Below are 17,885 nucleotides of genomic sequence, written 5' to 3' on the forward strand. Positions count from 1 at the left end.
TGCTGTTGTTCAACGATAAAGAGACTTTCAAACAAGTGTTCCGTGAGAAACTCATCGGGAAATTAGGCAAGCCGCTTGAAGAAGCTTCGAACGCCGACATCTATAATATTCTCGGCAACATGATCCGGGAGAGTGCCGGTAAGGACTGGGCGGACACCAATCAGAAGTTCAAGATCGATAAGGATAAGCAGGTATATTATTTCTCCATGGAATTCCTGATCGGCAGGCTGCTGGGTAATAACCTGCTGAATATGGGCGTGCTGGAGGTTGTCCGTGAGGGCCTCGCGGATCTGGGCTTCTGTCTGCAGGATATCGAAGAGGTGGAAGCCGATGCCGGTCTGGGCAACGGTGGGCTGGGCCGCCTGGCCGCCTGCTTCCTGGATTCGCTCGCTTCCCTGCAATATGCGGGACACGGCTGCGGTATCCGTTATAAATACGGCTTGTTCGAGCAGAAGATTGTAGACGGCTATCAGGTGGAGCTGCCGGATTACTGGCTGCAGAATGACAACGTGTGGGAAGTACGCCGCGAGGACAAACAGGTCGAGGTACATTTCTGGGGACATGTGGACACCCGCTGGGAGAACGAAGAGCTTGTATTCGAGCATAGAGATTATGAAGCTGTACGGGCGGTTCCGTATGATATTCCGGTTATCGGTGCAGACCGCAGACATGTGAACACGCTGCGGAACTGGAGTGCCGAGTCCATCACCCAGCCATCGAGAGTCTTCGGCGCTCAGGGCGGTACGGATTATCACAAGTTCCTGGAATACAAGCGTTCGGTGGAATCTATCTCTGAATTCCTGTATCCCGATGATTCCCAGTACGAAGGCAAGCTGCTTCGTCTGAAGCAGCAGTACTTCATGTGCAGTGCCGGCCTGCAGAGTATTATCCGGACCTTCGCCAAGACGGGTCTGCCGATTGACAGCCTGCCTGACAAGGTAGCTCTGCATATCAATGACACTCATCCTACGCTGGTGATCCCTGAGCTGATGCGCATCCTGATGGATGTCTATCATCTGGGCTGGGATCAGGCCTGGAGCATGACTACCCGGATGGTGTCGTATACCAACCATACCATTCTGAGCGAAGCACTGGAGAAGTGGCCGATCGGCATGGTCAGAGAGCTGCTTCCGCGCATCTTCCTGATTATTGAGGAGATTAACGCCCGCTTCTGCGGCGAGCTGATGAGTAAATATCCCGGAGACCAGGACCGGATCAATCAGATGGCGATCATTCATGACGATCAAGTACGGATGGCACATCTGGCGATTGTCGCCAGCCACAGTGTGAACGGTGTAGCAGCGCTGCATACGGAGATTCTGCAAAAGCGTGAGATGCGGCTGTTCAATGAGATGTATCCGCACCGCTTCAATAACAAGACCAACGGCATTACGCACCGCCGCTGGCTGCAGCATGCCAATCCCGAGCTTGCCGGACTGATCAGCGAGTCCATTGGCACCCGCTGGATGCATCAGCCCCAGGAGATGATCGGACTGATCAAATACAGTGAGGATGCCTCCTTCCAGGAGCAGGTGGCCGCCATCAAACGCCGCAACAAGCTGCATTTGGCTGAATATATCACGAAAAAGCATGGTATTGCGGTAGATCCCGACTCGATCTTCGATGTACAGGTCAAGCGCCTGCATGCCTATAAGCGCCAGCTGCTGAACGTGCTTCATATTATGCATTTGTATAATCAGATCAAGGATAATCCATCCATTAATATCGTGCCGCGGACCTTCATCTTCGGTGCCAAGGCTGCTCCAAGCTATCATCTGGCCAAGCGGATCATTAAGCTGATCAATACGGTGGCTGATGTTGTGAACCGAGATCCTGACATTAACGGGAAGATCCGTATCTTCTTCCTGGAGAATTATTCGGTATCGCTGGCGGAGAAGATTATTCCGGCCGCCGATGTTAGCGAGCAGATCTCCACGGCAAGTAAGGAAGCCTCTGGTACCGGCAATATGAAGTTCATGATGAACGGTGCGCTGACGATTGGAACCATGGACGGGGCTAACGTGGAGATGCATGAGATGGTAGGGGACAATAATATGTTCCTGTTCGGCCTCCGGGCAGAGCAGGTACTTGATTATTACCAGTACGGCGGATACCACGCCCGCGATATCTATAATGGCGATGGCCGGGTAAAAGAAGTCTTGGATCAGCTAATCGTCCCTGGCCCCTTCATCTCCCATGCCCAGGAGTTCGATACACTCTTCCAGTCGCTGATTGATAACAATGACGAATTCTTCGTGCTTAAGGATTTCGCCAGCTATGTGGAGACCCATGTCAAGATTGACCTGGCTTACCGGAACCAGAAGGAATGGCTGAAGAAGTCCATCATCAATATCGGCCATTCCGGCAAATTCTCCAGCGACAATACGATTAGCCGCTACGCCGCCGAGATCTGGCATATCGATCCGGTCCGGCTGTAACGCCATCGGTACAGGCTGCAGCTTCATAGCCGCAGCTCCAGGCGGTATAATCAGAACAGCAAAGCAAAAGCCGCCCTATCCAGGAAAAACTCCTGCGTTGGGCGGCTTCTTTGGTACATAAGAATTGATATGTTTTGGGGTCCCCGCAAAGTACCTGAGTCATCATCAAAGCTAAGCTCCACTTTGTGGGGGTATTTTGCGGTTCAGGACTTACTTGCTGCTGCTGATGAAGGCTAGCCTTACAGCACCTCGGATACCATGGCTGCGAACCGTTCGAGGAAGCGGCGCTCCTCGTCGTCGAAGCGGTGCTTGAGCGGGCTGTCGATATCCAGTACGCCATAGAGGGTGTCCCCTTTGACCAGAGGAACAACTATTTCGCTGTTAGAGGCAGCATCGCAGGCAATATGCCCCGGGAAGGCATGAACATCGCCGACCACTAGCGTGCGGCGCTCGGCGGCTGCGGTTCCGCAGACACCGCGGCCCAGCGGAATCCGGATGCAGGCCGGAAGTCCCTGGAAGGGGCCGAGCACCAGCTCTGTGCCGTCGTACAAGTAGAAACCGGTCCAGTTGGTGTCCGGCAGAGAGAGCTTTAACAGCGCCGAAGCGTTGGCCAAGTTGGCAATGGCGTTCGGTTCACCCTCCATCAGTGCCCCGAGCTGGCTGAGAACGGCTTCGAACCGTTCGCTGCGAGTGCCATCATAAGGCATGGCTTGAAACATGAAGCATCACCTTCCTGTACCTTGAGTCAGTATGAATCCCATAACTGTTAACTATCAAGATAGTACAGTGAAGCGCTATACGTCAAGCATTAACGGGGGATTAACAGGTTTTACCGCTTAGTGGAAGAAGAGGAAGAAGCAAGGATTACTTAAGCGGGGATGTTTCCGGGAACTCAGGGCAGGGTAATGCTTTTATAAATACAGCAGGCTAGTAGCCAGAAGGAGTGAAACATGCGCGCCGACGTACAGAACTTGTTTATTGGAATCCATATGCTATATTGTGCACATGAGAAGGATCTGACACTAACGGAAATGCTGCCGGAGCTGGAGAACCTGGGGTACCGGGTGGCGGAGCGCGAAGTGAAACAGGAGCTGGAACGGCTGACCCAGGAGAATTTCCTCACCGCCCATGGCGACGCTTATAGTGTCACGGGAACAGGAATCGAAGAGTTCAAAGCCATTCAGGCCAAGCTTGGTGTACTGTGCACCGAAGTGCTTAAGCCGGTTAAGGCAGCGGGTGCTTCGGGTTAAGTCTGAACGTAGCTGCACCGAATGGAATATAACATCAGGGATAAGGTACAGCGTCTGACCGTGTGGCGGCAAGCCATGGGGGCAGACGCTATTTGTGATGGATAAGCGGGAGTGACAGGTAAATACGCCGTCCGGGCAGAATAAGATGTATACTGATAGGGTTGAAAGGGGACGGGAACATGTATGTGTGCGGAGGGGTTATTCCGGAATTAAGCGGACGAAGGGTACGTCTGCGGGCGATGCTGCCGGCGGACGCACAGGCGCTGTTCGCGATTTGGAGCCATCCGGAAGTAGCGCCCTGGCTGGATGGCCCGCCTCTGTCCTCTGTGGAGGATACGGAAGCACTGATTGCCCTGCTGGCGGAGTGGGCGGTGGAGGAAGAGAGCCTGCGCTGGAGCATCCTGGGGCCGGAAGGCCGTGTCATCGGCAGCTGCGGCTATAACCACTGGCAGCTTCAAGGCGCTTACCGGGGAGAGATCGGCTTCGAGCTGTCACCGGCAGCCATGCGCCAGGGGTACATGCAGGAAGCGCTTACGCTTGCGCTTGCGTTCGGCTTCCAGAGCATGGGGCTGAACCGGTTGGAAGCCTTGTGCCATCCGGGCAACATTCGGGCAGAGCGTCTGCTCACGGGACTTGGCTTCCGGCAGGAAGGCCTGCTGCGGCAATACCGGCATACAGCATCGGGCTATCAGGATGTAGTGATGTATTCCCTGCTGCAAGAAGATACGGGCGCAGGAGAGAGAACATAGAGAGAAGGTATGGATTCATTGAGTTCACTGGGGGACAAGCAGAGGAAGTTAATATTGACAGGCGTACTGTTGGCTACATTTCTGGCAGCGATTGAAGGGACGGTAACGGGTCCGGCGGGGCCGGCCATCGTAGGGGATTTCCAGGGGATGCAGTGGCTGAGCTGGATCTTTACAGCTTATCTGCTGGCGATGGCAGTGACCACGCCGATTTTTGGCAAATTGAGCGATCTGATCGGAAGGAAGCCCGTGTTCATTGGCGGGGCCGTAGTCTTCCTCGCAGGCTCGCTGTTATGCGGAGTCTCGCAGAGTATGCAGCAGCTGATTATTTACCGGGGGATTCAGGGGATCGGTGCGGGGGCGCTGATTCCGATGACTTTTACCATTATCGGAGATATCTACAGTCTGAAGGAACGGGCGAAGACGCAGGGGCTGCTTAGCTCAGTGTGGGGGATTTCTTCGCTGGTCGGGCCGCTGCTTGGCGGTTATGTAGTGGATTACTTAAGCTGGCGCTGGGTATTCGTGTTCAATCTGCCGTTCGGCCTGCTGTCGATTATCTTCATCTCGCGTTATCTTAAGGAAGAGAAGGTCCGCCGCAAGACGAAGATCGATGTAGCCGGAGTGCTGCTGTTCGCTGCGGGAATGGGGGCGCTGCTGTTTGGCCTGACGACTGGGGGGCAGAGTCTGCCCTGGAATTCTCCGCTGCTGCTGGCTATTCTCCTGGCGGCTGTCTTGCTGCTCGTGGTGTTCCTGTTCGTGGAGCGCCGGGCCGCCGAGCCGATGCTGCCGCTGGAGCTGTTCTCCATCCGTAATATTGCAGTCTCTACAGGTGCGAATCTGCTGGTCAGCACGCTCATTATCGGGCTGTCTACGTATGTTCCGCTGTGGGTGCAGGGCGTTTTCGGCAAAAGCGCCGCTCTCTCGGGCCTGCTACTGGCACCGATGTCGGTCGGCTGGATGCTGGGCTCCATCGCGGGCGGGCGGATGATTCTGCGTGCAGGCACGCGCCGTACGGGAATGCTCGGCCTCTCGCTGATTGTTATCGCAGCCGTGGGGCTTACGCTGATGAATGCAGACTCCTCGCAGCTGCTGCTTCTGGTGCTGATGCTATTCTGCGGGGTGGGCTTCGGCTATGCCTCGACCGTCTTCACCATTATCGCCCAGTCCTCGGTGCAGCATGAGCAGCGCGGTGCGTCTACGGCACTGAACACCTTCACCCGCTCACTCGGGCAGACGGTGGGGGTGGCAATCTTCGGCTCTTGGCTGAACTTCAGTATTGACCGGAGCCTGGCGGAACAGCCGGGGGCAGCCGCCTCCGGCGCAGATATTAACCAGCTGCTTAACCCGCATAGCGGAAGCGTGCTGCCTAAGGAAGCCTGGAGCAGTCTGCAAGGTGCGCTGGAGGGCGGTCTGCACTCCCTGTTCATCGTGATGGCAGTGTTCGCTGTGATCTCCCTGGTAATCTCAGTGCGTCTTGACCAAGGGGTGCCTTCCATACAGGAAGTAAATACACCATCGAAGCGTTAAGCTTCAAGTCTTAGCACGGATTGTCCTGATTAGGAGATTTATTGAGTGAGGGCTTGAACATACAAAAATCGCTCCTTTGGGGATGGATGGCGGATCTTCCATTTACCAGAACGAGCGATTTTTTGTGTTTATTTAGGGAACTATGATTTTCTTCTATTGTGGATTATAGAGAAATCTTGCAAGAAGTGCAAGAATATTGCCCCGTAGGAGCGGTTTATGCTGAAATCCTGCAGGAAATGCAACAAATTTAGCGCTAACTTGCTCTAAACATCGGAATTTGTGCAAATAATGCAACATTGTGCTTCAGTCAGTAACTTTTATAAAGGAATCCTGCAAGATGTGCAACAAAGCTGCTCCTTACAAGCTGCTTACGCCTGATCCTGCTCAAAACAAAGGGCTGTTCCAAGCAGCCGTTACCTGCTTTTTGGAACAACCCCTACATTGGCTTGATTAGTGAATAGATTCACAACCGCCGATTCCTCAACTACCCTTATTTGCGCGGGAGCGGGGAGAGCTTCTCTGCCTGCAGGCCCATCTTCTTCAGCAGCACAATCATCTGTTCCTTCTCTTCATCGCTGAGTCCGCTGAAGGCCAGATGCAAGCGCTCCGAGTACTTCGGATACATCTCGTTCATCAGGCGTTCGCCCTCGGTAGTCAGCTCGGCAAAAATAACACGGCGGTCACTGGGGCAAGGCTTGCGCTGCAGGTAGCCGCGTTCTTCCAGCTTGTCGATCACATAAGTAACGTTGCCGCTCTGAAGCAGCAGCTTGGCACCGATCTGCTGGATCGGCTGCGGTCCTTTGTAATAGAGAACCTCCATGACTGCAAAGGCGGTCGGGTTGAAGCCTTCGATCTTGCTGCCGGTTACAGCATGCTCGTTAATGCTCTTGAAGGACTTGGCAAAAACTCTGTACAAATGCAGGGTCAACTGAGTATCGCGTTCATAGGATTGTATCATGCTTCTCCACCTCTATTGTTAATCGTACGGGCTTATCCGCACGGTTTGGAATACTTCCTTCCGGATATCTAGCCTTTACAATACGTCAAACAAAGATTGAAAAACATGTCATTTGTCACAATAAGCACACTTTTAATTATAAAAAATTGAACAATCTTTTGAAGGACGGATAAAGGGTGAAAATTATTGCAGCAAAGGTCCGTCTATGGTGCTATGATCGCATTATATTGAATGATGATACAGGAGATGGAGATAGATATGGAAGAGACAGAAGGCTCAGAGGAACAGAAGGCTCCGAAGCAGACGGAGGACCGGATCAACAAGTATTACGACGACGATGATGACTACGATGAAGAGGATACCGTGCTTGATGTGGTAATTGAGGAAGCAGGCTATGAGGCAGGGGATATCCGCATCTCAGGAATCTCCTTCCAGGTGAGAAAGGGCGAGCTGCTGGGACTGATCGGACCGAACGGGGCCGGTAAAAGCACTACGATCAAGACGCTGCTTGGTCTGCTGAAGCATGCCAAGGCCCGGGTGAAGCTGGGCGGTGAGAACCAGTCCTACGCCTACGTGCCGGAGCAGCCGGTATTCTACGAGGACCTTACGCTGTGGGAGCATCTTGATCTGGCTGCCGCTGCCTACGGCTTAAGCTATGAAGCCTTCGAATCCACGGCGGAAGAGCTGCTGGTACAGTTCAGCATGACCCATGTGCGCGATGATCTGCCGGCGGGCTTCTCCAAGGGGATGAAGCAGAAGATGATGCTCATGCTCGGCTTCCTGGTACAGCCGGATGTCTATATTGTGGACGAGCCGTTCATCGGCCTTGATCCCAGGGCCACCAAGGATTTCCTGCGCCTGCTGGAGGCGGAACGGGAACGCGGCGCCGGGGTGCTGATGTCCACGCATGTTCTGGATACAGCGGAGAAAATCTGCGACAGCTTCATTCTGATCTCCGGAGGCAAAATTGCCGCCGAGGGGACACTTGCGGCGATACGCGGGGAAGCGGGGCTGCCGGAGGGATCGCTGTTTGATTGCTTCGACGAATTAACATGAGCCGGAATTCATTTGCGTTCCCGGCTGCAAGGAATCTCTTACGACGAAGACTGTTCTCCCATTTCCGGGAGCAGAGTGCTATTATCCGTACGGCTGTAGACTGGACGGTCCTGCTGTATATCCTCATCCCGGGGGGCCTTCTCGGCGGCCGCTTCTATTATGGCTACTGGAACGGCAATCTCCCGGGTTGGTTCAGCCATGTACCCTTTGTGGTCGTGCCTTCGCTGCTGGCCATTCTGCTGGCTACCGGAGGTATCGTACTGCTGCTCCAGGAAGGCGATCTGCTGTTCCTGCGGCAGCGACAGAACTGGATCAGCACGATCCTCAAGGGCGGGATGGTCTATAGCCTAGCGGTAACTGCGCTGAAGATGGCGGCGGTGTACGTCATTCTGCTGCCGTTTCTGATCCGCGGCTACGATCTGAGCACGGCAAGCGCCTATGGCCTGCTGGCGCTGACCATAACCTGTAGCTGGGCCGTTAAGCTGCTGGGCCATATCGTCAAGGTACAGCGGCAGGGCTTCCGCCGCCGGCTGTGGCTGATCCTGGCGGTGGCCGTACCCTGCGGGATCTACCTGCGTCTCGCGCTCTTCTGGAAGGACAGCCCGGCCCTTCTGTTCCTGGCGGCAGCCGCCTACGCTGTAGTGACCGTTCTGGCCTTCAGAGCCCGCCTGCGTCTGCGCGGCACGTTCATGAATGATGTGCGCGAAGACTACAAGCAGCGGATGAGAATTGCAGCGATTCTGCTGCGCCGTGTGCTGGATAAGCCGCGGCCGACACGCTATAAGCCCTGGATCTTCCGCAAGTCACAGCCGCTGCTGGCCTCGAAGCTGCCCGAGAGCCGCTTCGCCGCCGCAGGGATGAAGGCACTGCTGCGCAATCCGGCCCATCTCAAGCTGTATTTGCAGTTCACCGGGGTGTCGCTGGTGGCCATCCTTATTGTGCCGGTAGTACTGAAATGGCTGCTGTACGCCATCTTGACTTGCCTGATGGCCTACTGGCTGACCTCCTTCTGGAATCTGTTCTCCGGGGATGATTATATCGGCATTCTGCCGTTCACCAAGGAGCAGAAGGCGGACGCCGGCTCCAAGGCGATGCCCATTCTGCTGACGCCCTTTGCCGTCCTGTGCTCCGCTATGCTCTGCATTCCGGCCTACGGCTGGTTGGGCTTGCTGATCTTTATCCCTGTCGGGGCTGCCGCCGGAATCTGGATCGGCCGTATCTTCAGTGTCATAAGGTTTGCAAGATAATAGAAAAGAGCCTTCCTCCACAAGCCGGGGGAAGGCTTTTTGCTGTTACGGCTGTTCTGGCTGTCACTGGCAGCATCCGGGATGTTTCTCAGATCGCAGGCCAGACAGAAGAAGCTAACTATAGGCGCTGCTTATCCACCTTACTGCTCCGCCGCATGCTTGCCAGCCGTATAGCCGGTGGAGAAGGCAGCGGTAATATTATAGCCGCCGGTATACCCGTGAATATCGAGAATCTCACCGCAGAAATAGAGGCCTGCGGTCAGCTTGGACTGCATGGTCTTGGGGTCGATCTCCTTGAGCGCAACTCCCCCGCCGGTCACAAAGGCTTCCGCCAGGGAACGTGTCCCGTGAACCTGAACGGGCATCCGCTTCACCAGGGCAGCCAGCGCCCAAAGGCCAAGCTTGGGCAGATGATGGCCTGTAATCTCCCCGTCCAGCCCGCTCTTCGCCAGCAGCAGCGGGATCAGGCGCTCGGGCAGCAGACCCTTCAGCGAATTGCGGATAGCCTTCTTCGGCTCCAGATCGAGCTTATTCTGGAGCATAGACTCCGCCTCCTGCAGGGACAGGTCCGGGAACAGGTCGATGGACATCTCCACGGTATCGTTTCCCGACTTCTGCTGAACCTGGCGGAGGAACTGGCTGCAGCGCAGCGCAATCGGGCCGGATAAGCCGAAATGGGTGAAGATCATATCCCCCCTGTGAGAGATCACTTTCTTGCCCTTCTGATTCCAGACGCTCAGCATGACATCGCGGAGGGACAAGCCCTGCAGCTCCCCGGATTTGATCCACGCCTCCCGTGAGAGAATGGGGACCTCGGTCGGGAACAGCTCCGTGATCGTATGTCCGGCGGCGGCAGCCCAAGGGTACCCGTCGCCGGTAGATCCGGTCTGCGGCACGGATTTGCCTCCGGTGGCGATGATTACAGCCTTCGCGCCGAACGCTTGGCCTGACTCCAGGCGGATGCCCCGGACGGCTCCTTCCTCGTAGAGAACCTCCCGGACCGGGCTGTCCGTCATGATCTGCACACCAAGGCTCCTCACTTTGCCTATCAGAGCGGATACTACGCTTGCGGCCTTGTCCGATACAGGGAACATCCGCCCGTTATCCTCCTCCTTCAAGGCAATGCCCAGCCCCTCAAAGAAATCTATAATATCCCGGTTGTTGAAATGATCAAACGAGCTGTATAAAAAACGGCCGTTGCCCGGAATATGGGCGATCAGCTCCGAGGTCTCCTTTATATTGGTAACATTGCAGCGCCCGCCGCCCGAGATTCCCAGCTTGCGGCCCAGCTTCGCCCCTTTGTCGATCAGAAGTACGGACGCTCCGTGTCCGGCTGCGGCTACGCTGGCCATCAGCCCGGACGGGCCGCCTCCAATGACGATTACATCGTAGTTACTCATTCATTTGCTCCTTTTGCTTATTGCGACACTCTATTAACGGCATCATACCATTCCAGGCGGAGTGTAGCCAGGTCCAAGCGACCGAAACCTGATTATCGTTGTCAGGAATGCGCGGTTATGCTTTAATCTAAGTGGAAAAGGAATTTTAACCAATTTGAGGAGTGATTGCAATTATTTATGCGGTAAAGGATATTTTATTGCAAATATCGGCTGCCTGCATTTTTCTGTTTCTCTTTCAGTGGAGGCTGGACCGGGGCCATCCCTTGCGCAGGAACATCAGGTTTCCGGATGACCAGACCTTTCTGATGATCTGCTGCGCGCTGGGGATTACGCTGTGCATGGCACTGTCGGCCACGATGTTCGGGTTGGTCTATTTGAATCTGGCTATTCTCCCGGCGTATATTGGGATCTTATATGGTAATCTGCGCTCCAGCGTCTACCTCGCGCTATATTTCTTCTTCTGTACTGCATTGTTCTCGGTGCCCTCAGGTCTGGAGCATCTCTTCCTGAATACAGGGGTGCTGCTGTATCCGCTGCTCTTCGGTATGTCCGGGATGTTCAAGAAATCTGCGATACCCGGCAAAATCTTCATCCTGTGGGGCGCACTTTTCCCGAGCATGTTATTCATAGTCATTGTACCGAATATACAGGGCAGGAACGTCATGGATATACCTCCCAGCCAAGCGGCTCTCGCCGGACTATATGGATTAACGGCCCTAATTCTGGGCGCCTTGTTCATCACCTATATCGATAAGGCGTGGGACAAACTGCAGGTCAGGGTCCAAATGCAGGGAATCTCGGAGAAATTCCAGTGGGAATCGGAGAAGCTGCAGCAGATTACAAATGTAGTTCCGCTGAATATTATGGAGTTCGATGACAACGGGTATGTGACAGAGGTGAATGAATATATGCTGAGCCTGATGCAGCGTCATTGTCCCTTGTTGACCAGAGAGTTTATTTTGTCCAGGCCGGCTAGTGATATCTTCGGCAAAAGCATGGATCAGGCTACCCTGACCCGGTTACAGGCGGTTCTGAGGAGCAGACAGCGCTCAAATACCAAGATCAGGGTCGATTCGATGACCTATCATATTTTTACCGCGCCGCTCCAGCATGAATCGGGACTGCCGGGCGGCATCGTCATGATTATTCAGGATTTGACGGAAGAGGAGAAAATACGCAGTGAGCTTGACAATGTCGAGCGCCTGTCGCTGGTCGGGCAGATGGCTGCGGGCATTACGCATGAGATCCGTAACCCGATGGCGGTAGTTCGCGGCTTCCTGCAGCTGATGCGGGAGAAAAGTCCGGAGGATCTCCACTCCTATTATCATATTGTCATGGAGGAGCTGGACCGGGCCAACAGCATCATCAATGACTTTCTGTCGCTGGCACAGACCCGTGTATCGGACAAGGAGCCGGCCGGGCTCCAGCCTATTCTGGAGGAGCTTACGCCGCTGATCTGGGCGGATGCCAATCTCCGCGGCCAGAGTGTGGAGCTGAAAATCAGCCCGACGATGCCGCTGCTGCAGCTGAATGTCCGGGAGATCAAGCAGCTGATTCTGAATCTGGCCCGCAACGCCATGGAGGCGATGGAGGCCAAGGGCGTACTGACGCTGGCTGCCTGTGAGCATGAGGATACCGTGCTGCTGATTATAACGGATACCGGAAGCGGTATGCCCGAGAGCCAGCTGCAACAATTGTTCACCCCGTTCTTCACCACTAAGAGCCAGGGGACAGGTCTTGGGCTGTCGCTTTGTCTTAGTATTGCAGAGCGGCATAACGGGACGATCCGGGTAGAATCGGAGGTAGGGTCCGGGACCTCGGTCATCGTTACTTTTCCGGTGGAGTCCAGAGAGGGAGCGGTCCAGAGCCCTGTATATATGTAGCAGATTTCACGGGGACGGCACCGTTTCGGGGCTGTGCAGCGGCAGGCTGCGTCTCTTGCTTTCGCAGAGTATGTATGTATAATAAAGTTAGCAAGTAGTGCTGGAACGCGGTAACGTTATCCGGGTTCTGACCTTATCTCAATTCAAGTGATGAAGGAGAGTGCAGAGAAATGTCCATGTCTTTTAATCAATATATGAGAGATTCTATCCAACCTATGCGCGACGATCTGACAAGCATCGGATTTCAGGAGCTATTAACACCGGAGGATGTGGAAGCAGCCCTTCCGGCAGCCAAGGGAACTTCGCTGGTTGTTGTGAACTCCGTATGCGGCTGTGCCGCCGGACAGTGCCGTCCAGGGGTAGCCCAGGCGCTGCAGAACGAGATTCTGCCGGATCACCTGTTCACCGTATTTGCCGGTCAGGAGAAGGAAGCTACCGCCAAGGCGCGTGAATTTTTCGCACCGTATCCGCCATCATCCCCTTCCATCGCGCTGATGAAGGACGGCGAGCTTGTTCACTTCATCGAACGTCACGGTGTGGAAGACCGTTCGGCCGCCGAGATTGCTGCGGAGCTGAAGGAAGTTTTTGACCGCGTGTGCCAGTAATAATGTCCTGCAGCCTGAGGGCAGCAGCATGAATAAGTAATGATCCCGCATCAGCCAGCCGTCAGCCGGGGGCTTGGCTCATGCGGGATTTTTTTTCTAATGTTAAGGGTAGGGATTACAATTCTAAGAAACGGGGTGGTCCTGTGAGTCTGCAGGAAGAGATTATTGCTACGCTGGGAGTTAAGCCGGTGATTGATACGGATGCGGAGATCCGTAAGCGTGTAGATTTCCTGAAAGCGTATGCGCTCCAGGCGGGGGCCAGAGGTCTGCTGATTGCGATTAGCGGGGGTGTGGACAGCGCGGTGGCTGCGGGTCTGTGCAAGCTGGCTACGGACGAGCTGACGGCGGAGGAAGGCAAGGAGTATATGACACTCGGGGTGTTCCAGCCTTACGGGGAGCAGGAGGATATTGAGCACAGCTATGCGGTGGCCCGGGCTTTTGAGCTGACCCATACGGTGGAGACCAATATCGAAGAAGCGGTGAACGAGATCGCCCTGGAGGTCGAGCATAGCCTGAAGGCCCTGGGCCAGCACAAGCATATTACCCATCAGGGCAAGGGGAATGTAAAAGCGAGAACGCGGATGGTGATGCAGTATGCGCTTGCTTTTGAGAACAATCTGCTGGTGGTGGGTACCGATCATGCCTCTGAGGCCATTACCGGATTCTATACGAAGTGGGGCGATGGCGCCGTCGATATAACACCGCTGTCCTCCCTGAACAAACGGCAGGTACGGCAGCTGGCTGCGGCGCTTGGCGTGCCGGCGGATATCGTAACCAAAGCGCCGACGGCCGGACTCTGGCCGGGCCAGACGGATGAGACTGAGCTTGGAATCACCTATGAGGAGAACAGCGATTATCTGGAGGGGAAGACCGTCAGCCCTGAAGCGGCTGAGAAGCTGGAGCGCTTCTTCCGGAGAACGGCGCATAAGCGCGATAGTATTCCGGGGATCTAGACAGGTTATGCCGGAGCCGCCGGGGCGCTGCGCTTGATGCAGACGCTCCGGCGGTTTTTGTGTAAGAGTATGCTGGTGCGAAGGCGAACGAGCCGAATGTATGCGGAAAACCGAATACAATAGCTCGTATGAAGGCGGACTGGCCAAATGTATGTGAAAAACCGAATACAGTGAATACAATTAGGCAGCCAGGTATGTGAGGCTCATTATAAATGTACGGCCTACTTCGCCAGCACCCGGTCGATGAACTCTCTGGTAGCGGATATCGCCTGTTCTAACTGGGGGGTAGTTCCGGCAAAAGGATGAACGGTGCCAAAGGTATGATTGCCGCCGGGAATCTGCACCCATTCGATATCCGGCCGCAGCCGGACCAATTGCTCGGAGCCGCGCCGCAGATGCTCGCCGTCCTCACTGCCTTGAATCAGGACAACGGGGAAGTTGGCCTGCTTCATCCGCTCTAGAATCTGGTAACGCTCCGCCTGCTGCTCCAGATCATCTATAATGATGGCGTCCAGCGGCATTTGCTGGCCGGTCCGTCCGTTGAGCACATGGGTCCGGCCCTTTTCCCGCATTTCACTCTTCTGCTGCTCTGTGAACAGATCCAAGTTAGTGATCCCGTTCCAGGAGATGACCCCGGCAATTTCTGCCGGATGATCCAGTGCGTAGAGGAGTGAGTCGCCCCCGCCGCGGCTATGGCCCAGCAGGAAAAGCGGGAGGCTGCCGAACCTGTGGTGCTGGCTCAGATAAGAGAGCAGGATCTCCATATCCTTGATCTCACGCTGGTAGGTATTGCGGGCGAACTTATCCAGCTCGGTGAAATTCTGCAGATCCTCGCCGATGCCGGCATGGGAGAAGTTGAAGCTGATCACTTCATGCTCGTCGCTGAGCGCCTGTGCCGTATACGGGAACATCCCCCAATCCTTGAAGCCTTTGTAGCCGTGAGCGATAACCACCACACTCCGGGCCTCTCCCTGAGCGGGAAAATGGGAGCAGCGAAGCACCGTATCCTCTCCTGCAGGTAATTCAAAATTACGGGACATAAGGTATTCTTCCTTTCCTTCATCTCTTAGAACTGGCGGTTGTACTTCTTTACCGGATATACCTGATTTGCGGGTGATAGACTTTCAGTTTTTTTTCTTTTAAGATAGCAGAAAGCTGACGCTAAGACTATTATTAATAATACTTGGTCAAGAAGCTGACAGGCTTCACTGTTACATGAGATCTGTGGAGTCCTAGCAAGATCATATCATTAGACGCAGGGTAAGGATAGAAGGTAATATAAGAGGGTTAAGGAATGCAGAGCCAGGAGAGGTGTGGAAGTGTGATTTATGGAATCGGGCATGATGTGCTGGAAATCGGCAGGGTTGCCGGGATTACGGAGAGCAGCCTGGGCAACCGGTTCTCCCGGAGAATTTTGACCGGGCCGGAGCGGGTGCTGGCCGCAGGCAAAGGCGCGAAGACAGCGGAATTCACCGCCGGGAGATTCTCGGCCAAGGAAGCGGTTGTGAAGGCGCTGGGCTGCGGAATCGGTCAGATGGTGGGTTTTCAGGACATTGAGATTCTGCCGGATGCGCTGGGCAAGCCAGTAGCCATACTGTCGGCGGAGGCCTGGGCCCGGCTGGGGCTGCCGGAGCAGGAGTATGTCATTCATCTCACCATTACGCACAGCCGCGGACTGGCCTCGGCCTTCGCGGTGGTGGAGCGGACGACCGGCCACAGCCTGTAACTATATAATTTTGAACGGCAAGGAGAATAACGATGACCACAGATGAGAAGCACATAGAAGCGCAGCAGGAAGCCAAGTTATTCTTCAGCCGGTTCCTGCTGGAATGGTACCACCTCCAGAAGCGGGACCTGCCGTGGCGGCGCCACCGTAACCCGTATTACATCTGGATCTCTGAGATTATGCTGCAGCAGACCCGGGTAGATACAGTAATTCCTTATTTCAACCGTTTCATTGAGCAGTTTCCAACCGTGGAGGCGCTCGCAGATGCACCGGAGGAGGAGGTGCTGAAATGCTGGGAGGGCCTTGGCTACTACTCGCGTGCCCGGAATCTCCAGCATGCCGCGAAGCAGGTCAAGGAGCTGTACGGGGGGCAGGTGCCGGATGACCGCGATGCCGTATTCGGCCTCAAGGGCGTAGGCCCGTATACAGCCGGTGCTATTCTGAGCATCGCGTTCAACCGGCCGGAGCCGGCGGTGGATGGCAATGTGATGCGCGTCTTATCCCGGTATTTCCTGATTGAGGATGACATTGCCAAAGGCCCGACCCGTGTGAAAATGGAGAAGCTTGCCGCCGAGCTGATCCCCGAAGGGGAGGCAGGCAGCTTCAATCAGGCGCTGATGGAGCTTGGCGCGCTCATCTGCACGCCGAAATCACCGCGCTGCCTTCCGTGCCCGGTGATGGAGCACTGCGCCGCGCGGCTGGCGGGCAGCGAGGCCTCGCTGCCCGTCAAGACCAAGGCGAAGCCGCCGCGTCCGGAGGAGCGGCTGGCTGCCTTAGTGGAGGGCCGCGGCGAGCACGCGGGCCGGGTACTGATCCGGCAGCGGCCGGCCAGCGGGCTGCTGGCCCGCATGTGGGAGCTGCCGCACTGGCCTGCGCCGCCTGCTGAGGCCGGCGGCGCGCGCGGTGCGCTGCTGCCGGAAGCGGCAGCGCTGGACCGGCTGCGCCGATCCATGAGCCAGGCCGGGATTCACGCCCGGCCTGAGGGGCACTGGATGGCTGCTGAGCATACATTCAGCCATATTGTGTGGACCCTGCAGGTGTACCGCTGCAGGGAAGAGGCGGCGCTGCCGCTGGTAGCGGAGAGCCGCGCCGTGTACGGGGCGGACGCTGGGGCTGCGCATGCGGGACGCGCGGATGGCACGCTGGGAGTGGATGCACATGCGGGGCGCGAAAATAGTCCGCTGGGAGTGGATGCGGGAGCGGCTCATGTGGAGCGTGAGAACAGCCTGCTGGCTGCGGCGTTGGGGGCACAGCCGGGGGAAGACGCACCGCTGGCGCTGTTCGACAGCGGGGATGCCGCAGCTGATGCAGCAGACAGCGGAGCGCAGCGCTGGATCAACCGTGAGGACATGAAAAATTACGCTTTTCCGAATGTGTTCCTCAAGCTGCTGAACAGCTATTTCGATGAGCAAGGGACGTAGGCTCCAAGCTGCTACCGCTATGCTAATCCCTGCTGAGCCATACAGATCACCAACGGACAAGCATCACTGCTGCCGATTGCAGTGTAAAGATTAGTATGTTTGGTGCTAGACGGGGGTGCTTCTCTCATCTTCTCACCAACGCTGCAACGGCTGCCGTCCTTCTAAAGAGGGTGCCGCCGCTTCCGTGTGCTGTTGAGCAAATGTAGGGGGCTTCGGTTGTGGACAAACTGGAATTAAGTACTACCTGACCTCAACAGCCGAAAGTATAGTATATGTGCGCCATTGACCGCGCCGGAATCAGACTGCAAAAACCCATTAACCATTAAAAGTGCCGGAAGTGAGCCGCACGGTGAAATCAAAGGGATAAATCCCATTAAATGTGCCGAAAGTGAGCCGCACGGTGAAATCAAAGGGATAAATCCCATTAAATGTGCCGAAAATGGGCCGCACGGTGAAATCAAAGGGATAAATCCCATTAAATGTGCCGAAAATGAGCCGCAGACGTAAATGAGGAGCACAAATACCCCTGAATTAACCGAAAGTTAGTGGTTGAGCAAAATGAGGAGCACAAGTACCCCTGGATTAGCCGAAAGTTAGTGGTTGAGCAAAATGAGGAGCACAAGTACCCTTGAATTAGCCGAAAGTTAGTGGTCGAGCAAAATAAGGAGCAAAAAT

Annotated in this window: 15 protein-coding genes; 11 read left to right on the plus strand and 4 right to left on the minus strand. The window is 55.3% G+C overall.

The annotated features are described in order from the left end of the window. Nucleotides 1-5: 5 nt before the first annotated feature. Entirely contained in the window at nucleotides 6-2,438 is a 2,433-nt protein-coding gene (locus NST69_RS01245; RefSeq protein ID WP_209877890.1) for a glycogen/starch/alpha-glucan phosphorylase, read from the plus strand. 239 nt (nucleotides 2,439-2,677) lie between these two features. Here the strand turns inward: NST69_RS01245 and NST69_RS01250 are convergent, their stop codons facing one another. Further along, nucleotides 2,678-3,157, minus strand: a complete 480-nt coding sequence (locus tag NST69_RS01250) for a GAF domain-containing protein (RefSeq protein WP_036722270.1) — start codon at nucleotides 3,155-3,157, stop codon at nucleotides 2,678-2,680. A 231-nt stretch (nucleotides 3,158-3,388) separates the two neighbouring features. On the opposite strand from NST69_RS01250, the gene NST69_RS01255 reads away from it, so the two are divergent. The 3 genes from NST69_RS01255 (at nucleotide 3,389) to NST69_RS01265 (ending at nucleotide 5,961) form a co-directional block, all read left to right on the plus strand. Then, complete coding sequence (locus NST69_RS01255; RefSeq protein ID WP_036700151.1) at nucleotides 3,389-3,688, plus strand: hypothetical protein; 300 nt, start codon at nucleotides 3,389-3,391, stop codon at nucleotides 3,686-3,688. Nucleotides 3,689-3,867: 179 nt separating this feature from the next. Next, nucleotides 3,868-4,437, plus strand: coding sequence for a GNAT family protein (locus NST69_RS01260; protein ID WP_342548257.1), 570 nt, complete (start codon nucleotides 3,868-3,870; stop codon nucleotides 4,435-4,437). Nucleotides 4,438-4,446: 9 nt separating this feature from the next. Next, nucleotides 4,447-5,961, plus strand: a complete 1,515-nt coding sequence (locus tag NST69_RS01265) for an MDR family MFS transporter (protein WP_036722274.1) — start codon at nucleotides 4,447-4,449, stop codon at nucleotides 5,959-5,961. Between the two features lie 490 nt (nucleotides 5,962-6,451). Here NST69_RS01265 and NST69_RS01270 read toward each other — a convergent pair whose 3' ends face one another. Further along, nucleotides 6,452-6,919 (minus strand): MarR family transcriptional regulator, encoded by a 468-nt coding sequence (locus NST69_RS01270; RefSeq protein ID WP_036722277.1) that lies wholly within the window; start codon nucleotides 6,917-6,919, stop codon nucleotides 6,452-6,454. A gap of 258 nt (nucleotides 6,920-7,177) precedes the next feature. On the opposite strand from NST69_RS01270, the gene NST69_RS01275 reads away from it, so the two are divergent. Both NST69_RS01275 and NST69_RS01280 read left to right on the plus strand, forming a co-directional pair. Continuing rightward, nucleotides 7,178-7,975: an ABC transporter ATP-binding protein gene (locus tag NST69_RS01275; protein WP_342548258.1), complete on the plus strand. Its 798-nt coding sequence runs from the start codon at nucleotides 7,178-7,180 to the stop codon at nucleotides 7,973-7,975. Further along, the gene (locus tag NST69_RS01280) at nucleotides 7,954-9,222 is read left to right on the plus strand and encodes an ABC transporter permease (RefSeq protein ID WP_340956351.1); all 1,269 of its coding nucleotides are present in this window, start codon (nucleotides 7,954-7,956) and stop codon (nucleotides 9,220-9,222) included. Before NST69_RS01275 ends, NST69_RS01280 begins: the two co-directional genes overlap by 22 nt. 140 nt (nucleotides 9,223-9,362) lie before the next feature. On the opposite strand, the gene NST69_RS01285 is transcribed toward NST69_RS01280, so the two are convergent. After that, nucleotides 9,363-10,622 (minus strand): NAD(P)/FAD-dependent oxidoreductase, encoded by a 1,260-nt coding sequence (locus NST69_RS01285; protein WP_342548259.1) that lies wholly within the window; start codon nucleotides 10,620-10,622, stop codon nucleotides 9,363-9,365. Between the two features lie 263 nt (nucleotides 10,623-10,885). Here NST69_RS01285 and NST69_RS01290 point away from each other — a divergent pair, with 263 nt between their 5' ends. The 3 genes from NST69_RS01290 to nadE all read left to right on the plus strand — a co-directional run bounded on the left by NST69_RS01290 (nucleotide 10,886) and on the right by nadE (nucleotide 14,063). Continuing rightward, nucleotides 10,886-12,505, plus strand: a complete 1,620-nt coding sequence (locus NST69_RS01290) for an ATP-binding protein (RefSeq protein WP_342548260.1) — start codon at nucleotides 10,886-10,888, stop codon at nucleotides 12,503-12,505. A 170-nt stretch (nucleotides 12,506-12,675) separates the two neighbouring features. Further along, nucleotides 12,676-13,110, plus strand: a complete 435-nt coding sequence (locus tag NST69_RS01295; protein ID WP_036722287.1) for a BrxA/BrxB family bacilliredoxin — start codon at nucleotides 12,676-12,678, stop codon at nucleotides 13,108-13,110. A gap of 143 nt (nucleotides 13,111-13,253) precedes the next feature. After that, a complete protein-coding gene (gene nadE / locus NST69_RS01300; RefSeq protein ID WP_339312604.1) occupies nucleotides 13,254-14,063 on the plus strand; it encodes an ammonia-dependent NAD(+) synthetase in 810 nt (269 codons plus the stop codon). A 221-nt stretch (nucleotides 14,064-14,284) separates the two neighbouring features. Here the strand turns inward: nadE and NST69_RS01305 are convergent, their stop codons facing one another. Next, entirely contained in the window at nucleotides 14,285-15,103 is an 819-nt protein-coding gene (locus NST69_RS01305; protein ID WP_342548261.1) for an alpha/beta fold hydrolase, read from the minus strand. A gap of 281 nt (nucleotides 15,104-15,384) precedes the next feature. Between NST69_RS01305 and acpS the strand changes: the two genes are divergently transcribed. Both acpS and mutY read left to right on the plus strand, forming a co-directional pair. Then, the gene (gene acpS / locus NST69_RS01310) at nucleotides 15,385-15,789 is read left to right on the plus strand and encodes a holo-ACP synthase (RefSeq protein ID WP_036722336.1); all 405 of its coding nucleotides are present in this window, start codon (nucleotides 15,385-15,387) and stop codon (nucleotides 15,787-15,789) included. 32 nt (nucleotides 15,790-15,821) lie between these two features. Continuing rightward, nucleotides 15,822-17,210 carry an A/G-specific adenine glycosylase gene (gene mutY, locus NST69_RS01315; protein ID WP_342548262.1) on the plus strand — a complete coding sequence of 463 codons (1,389 nt, stop codon included), beginning with the start codon at nucleotides 15,822-15,824 and terminating at the stop codon, nucleotides 17,208-17,210. Nucleotides 17,211-17,885 lie beyond the last annotated feature (675 nt).

Source organism: Paenibacillus sp. FSL P2-0089, from assembly GCF_038595095.1.
Classification (GTDB): domain Bacteria; phylum Bacillota; class Bacilli; order Paenibacillales; family Paenibacillaceae; genus Paenibacillus_AQ; species Paenibacillus_AQ silagei.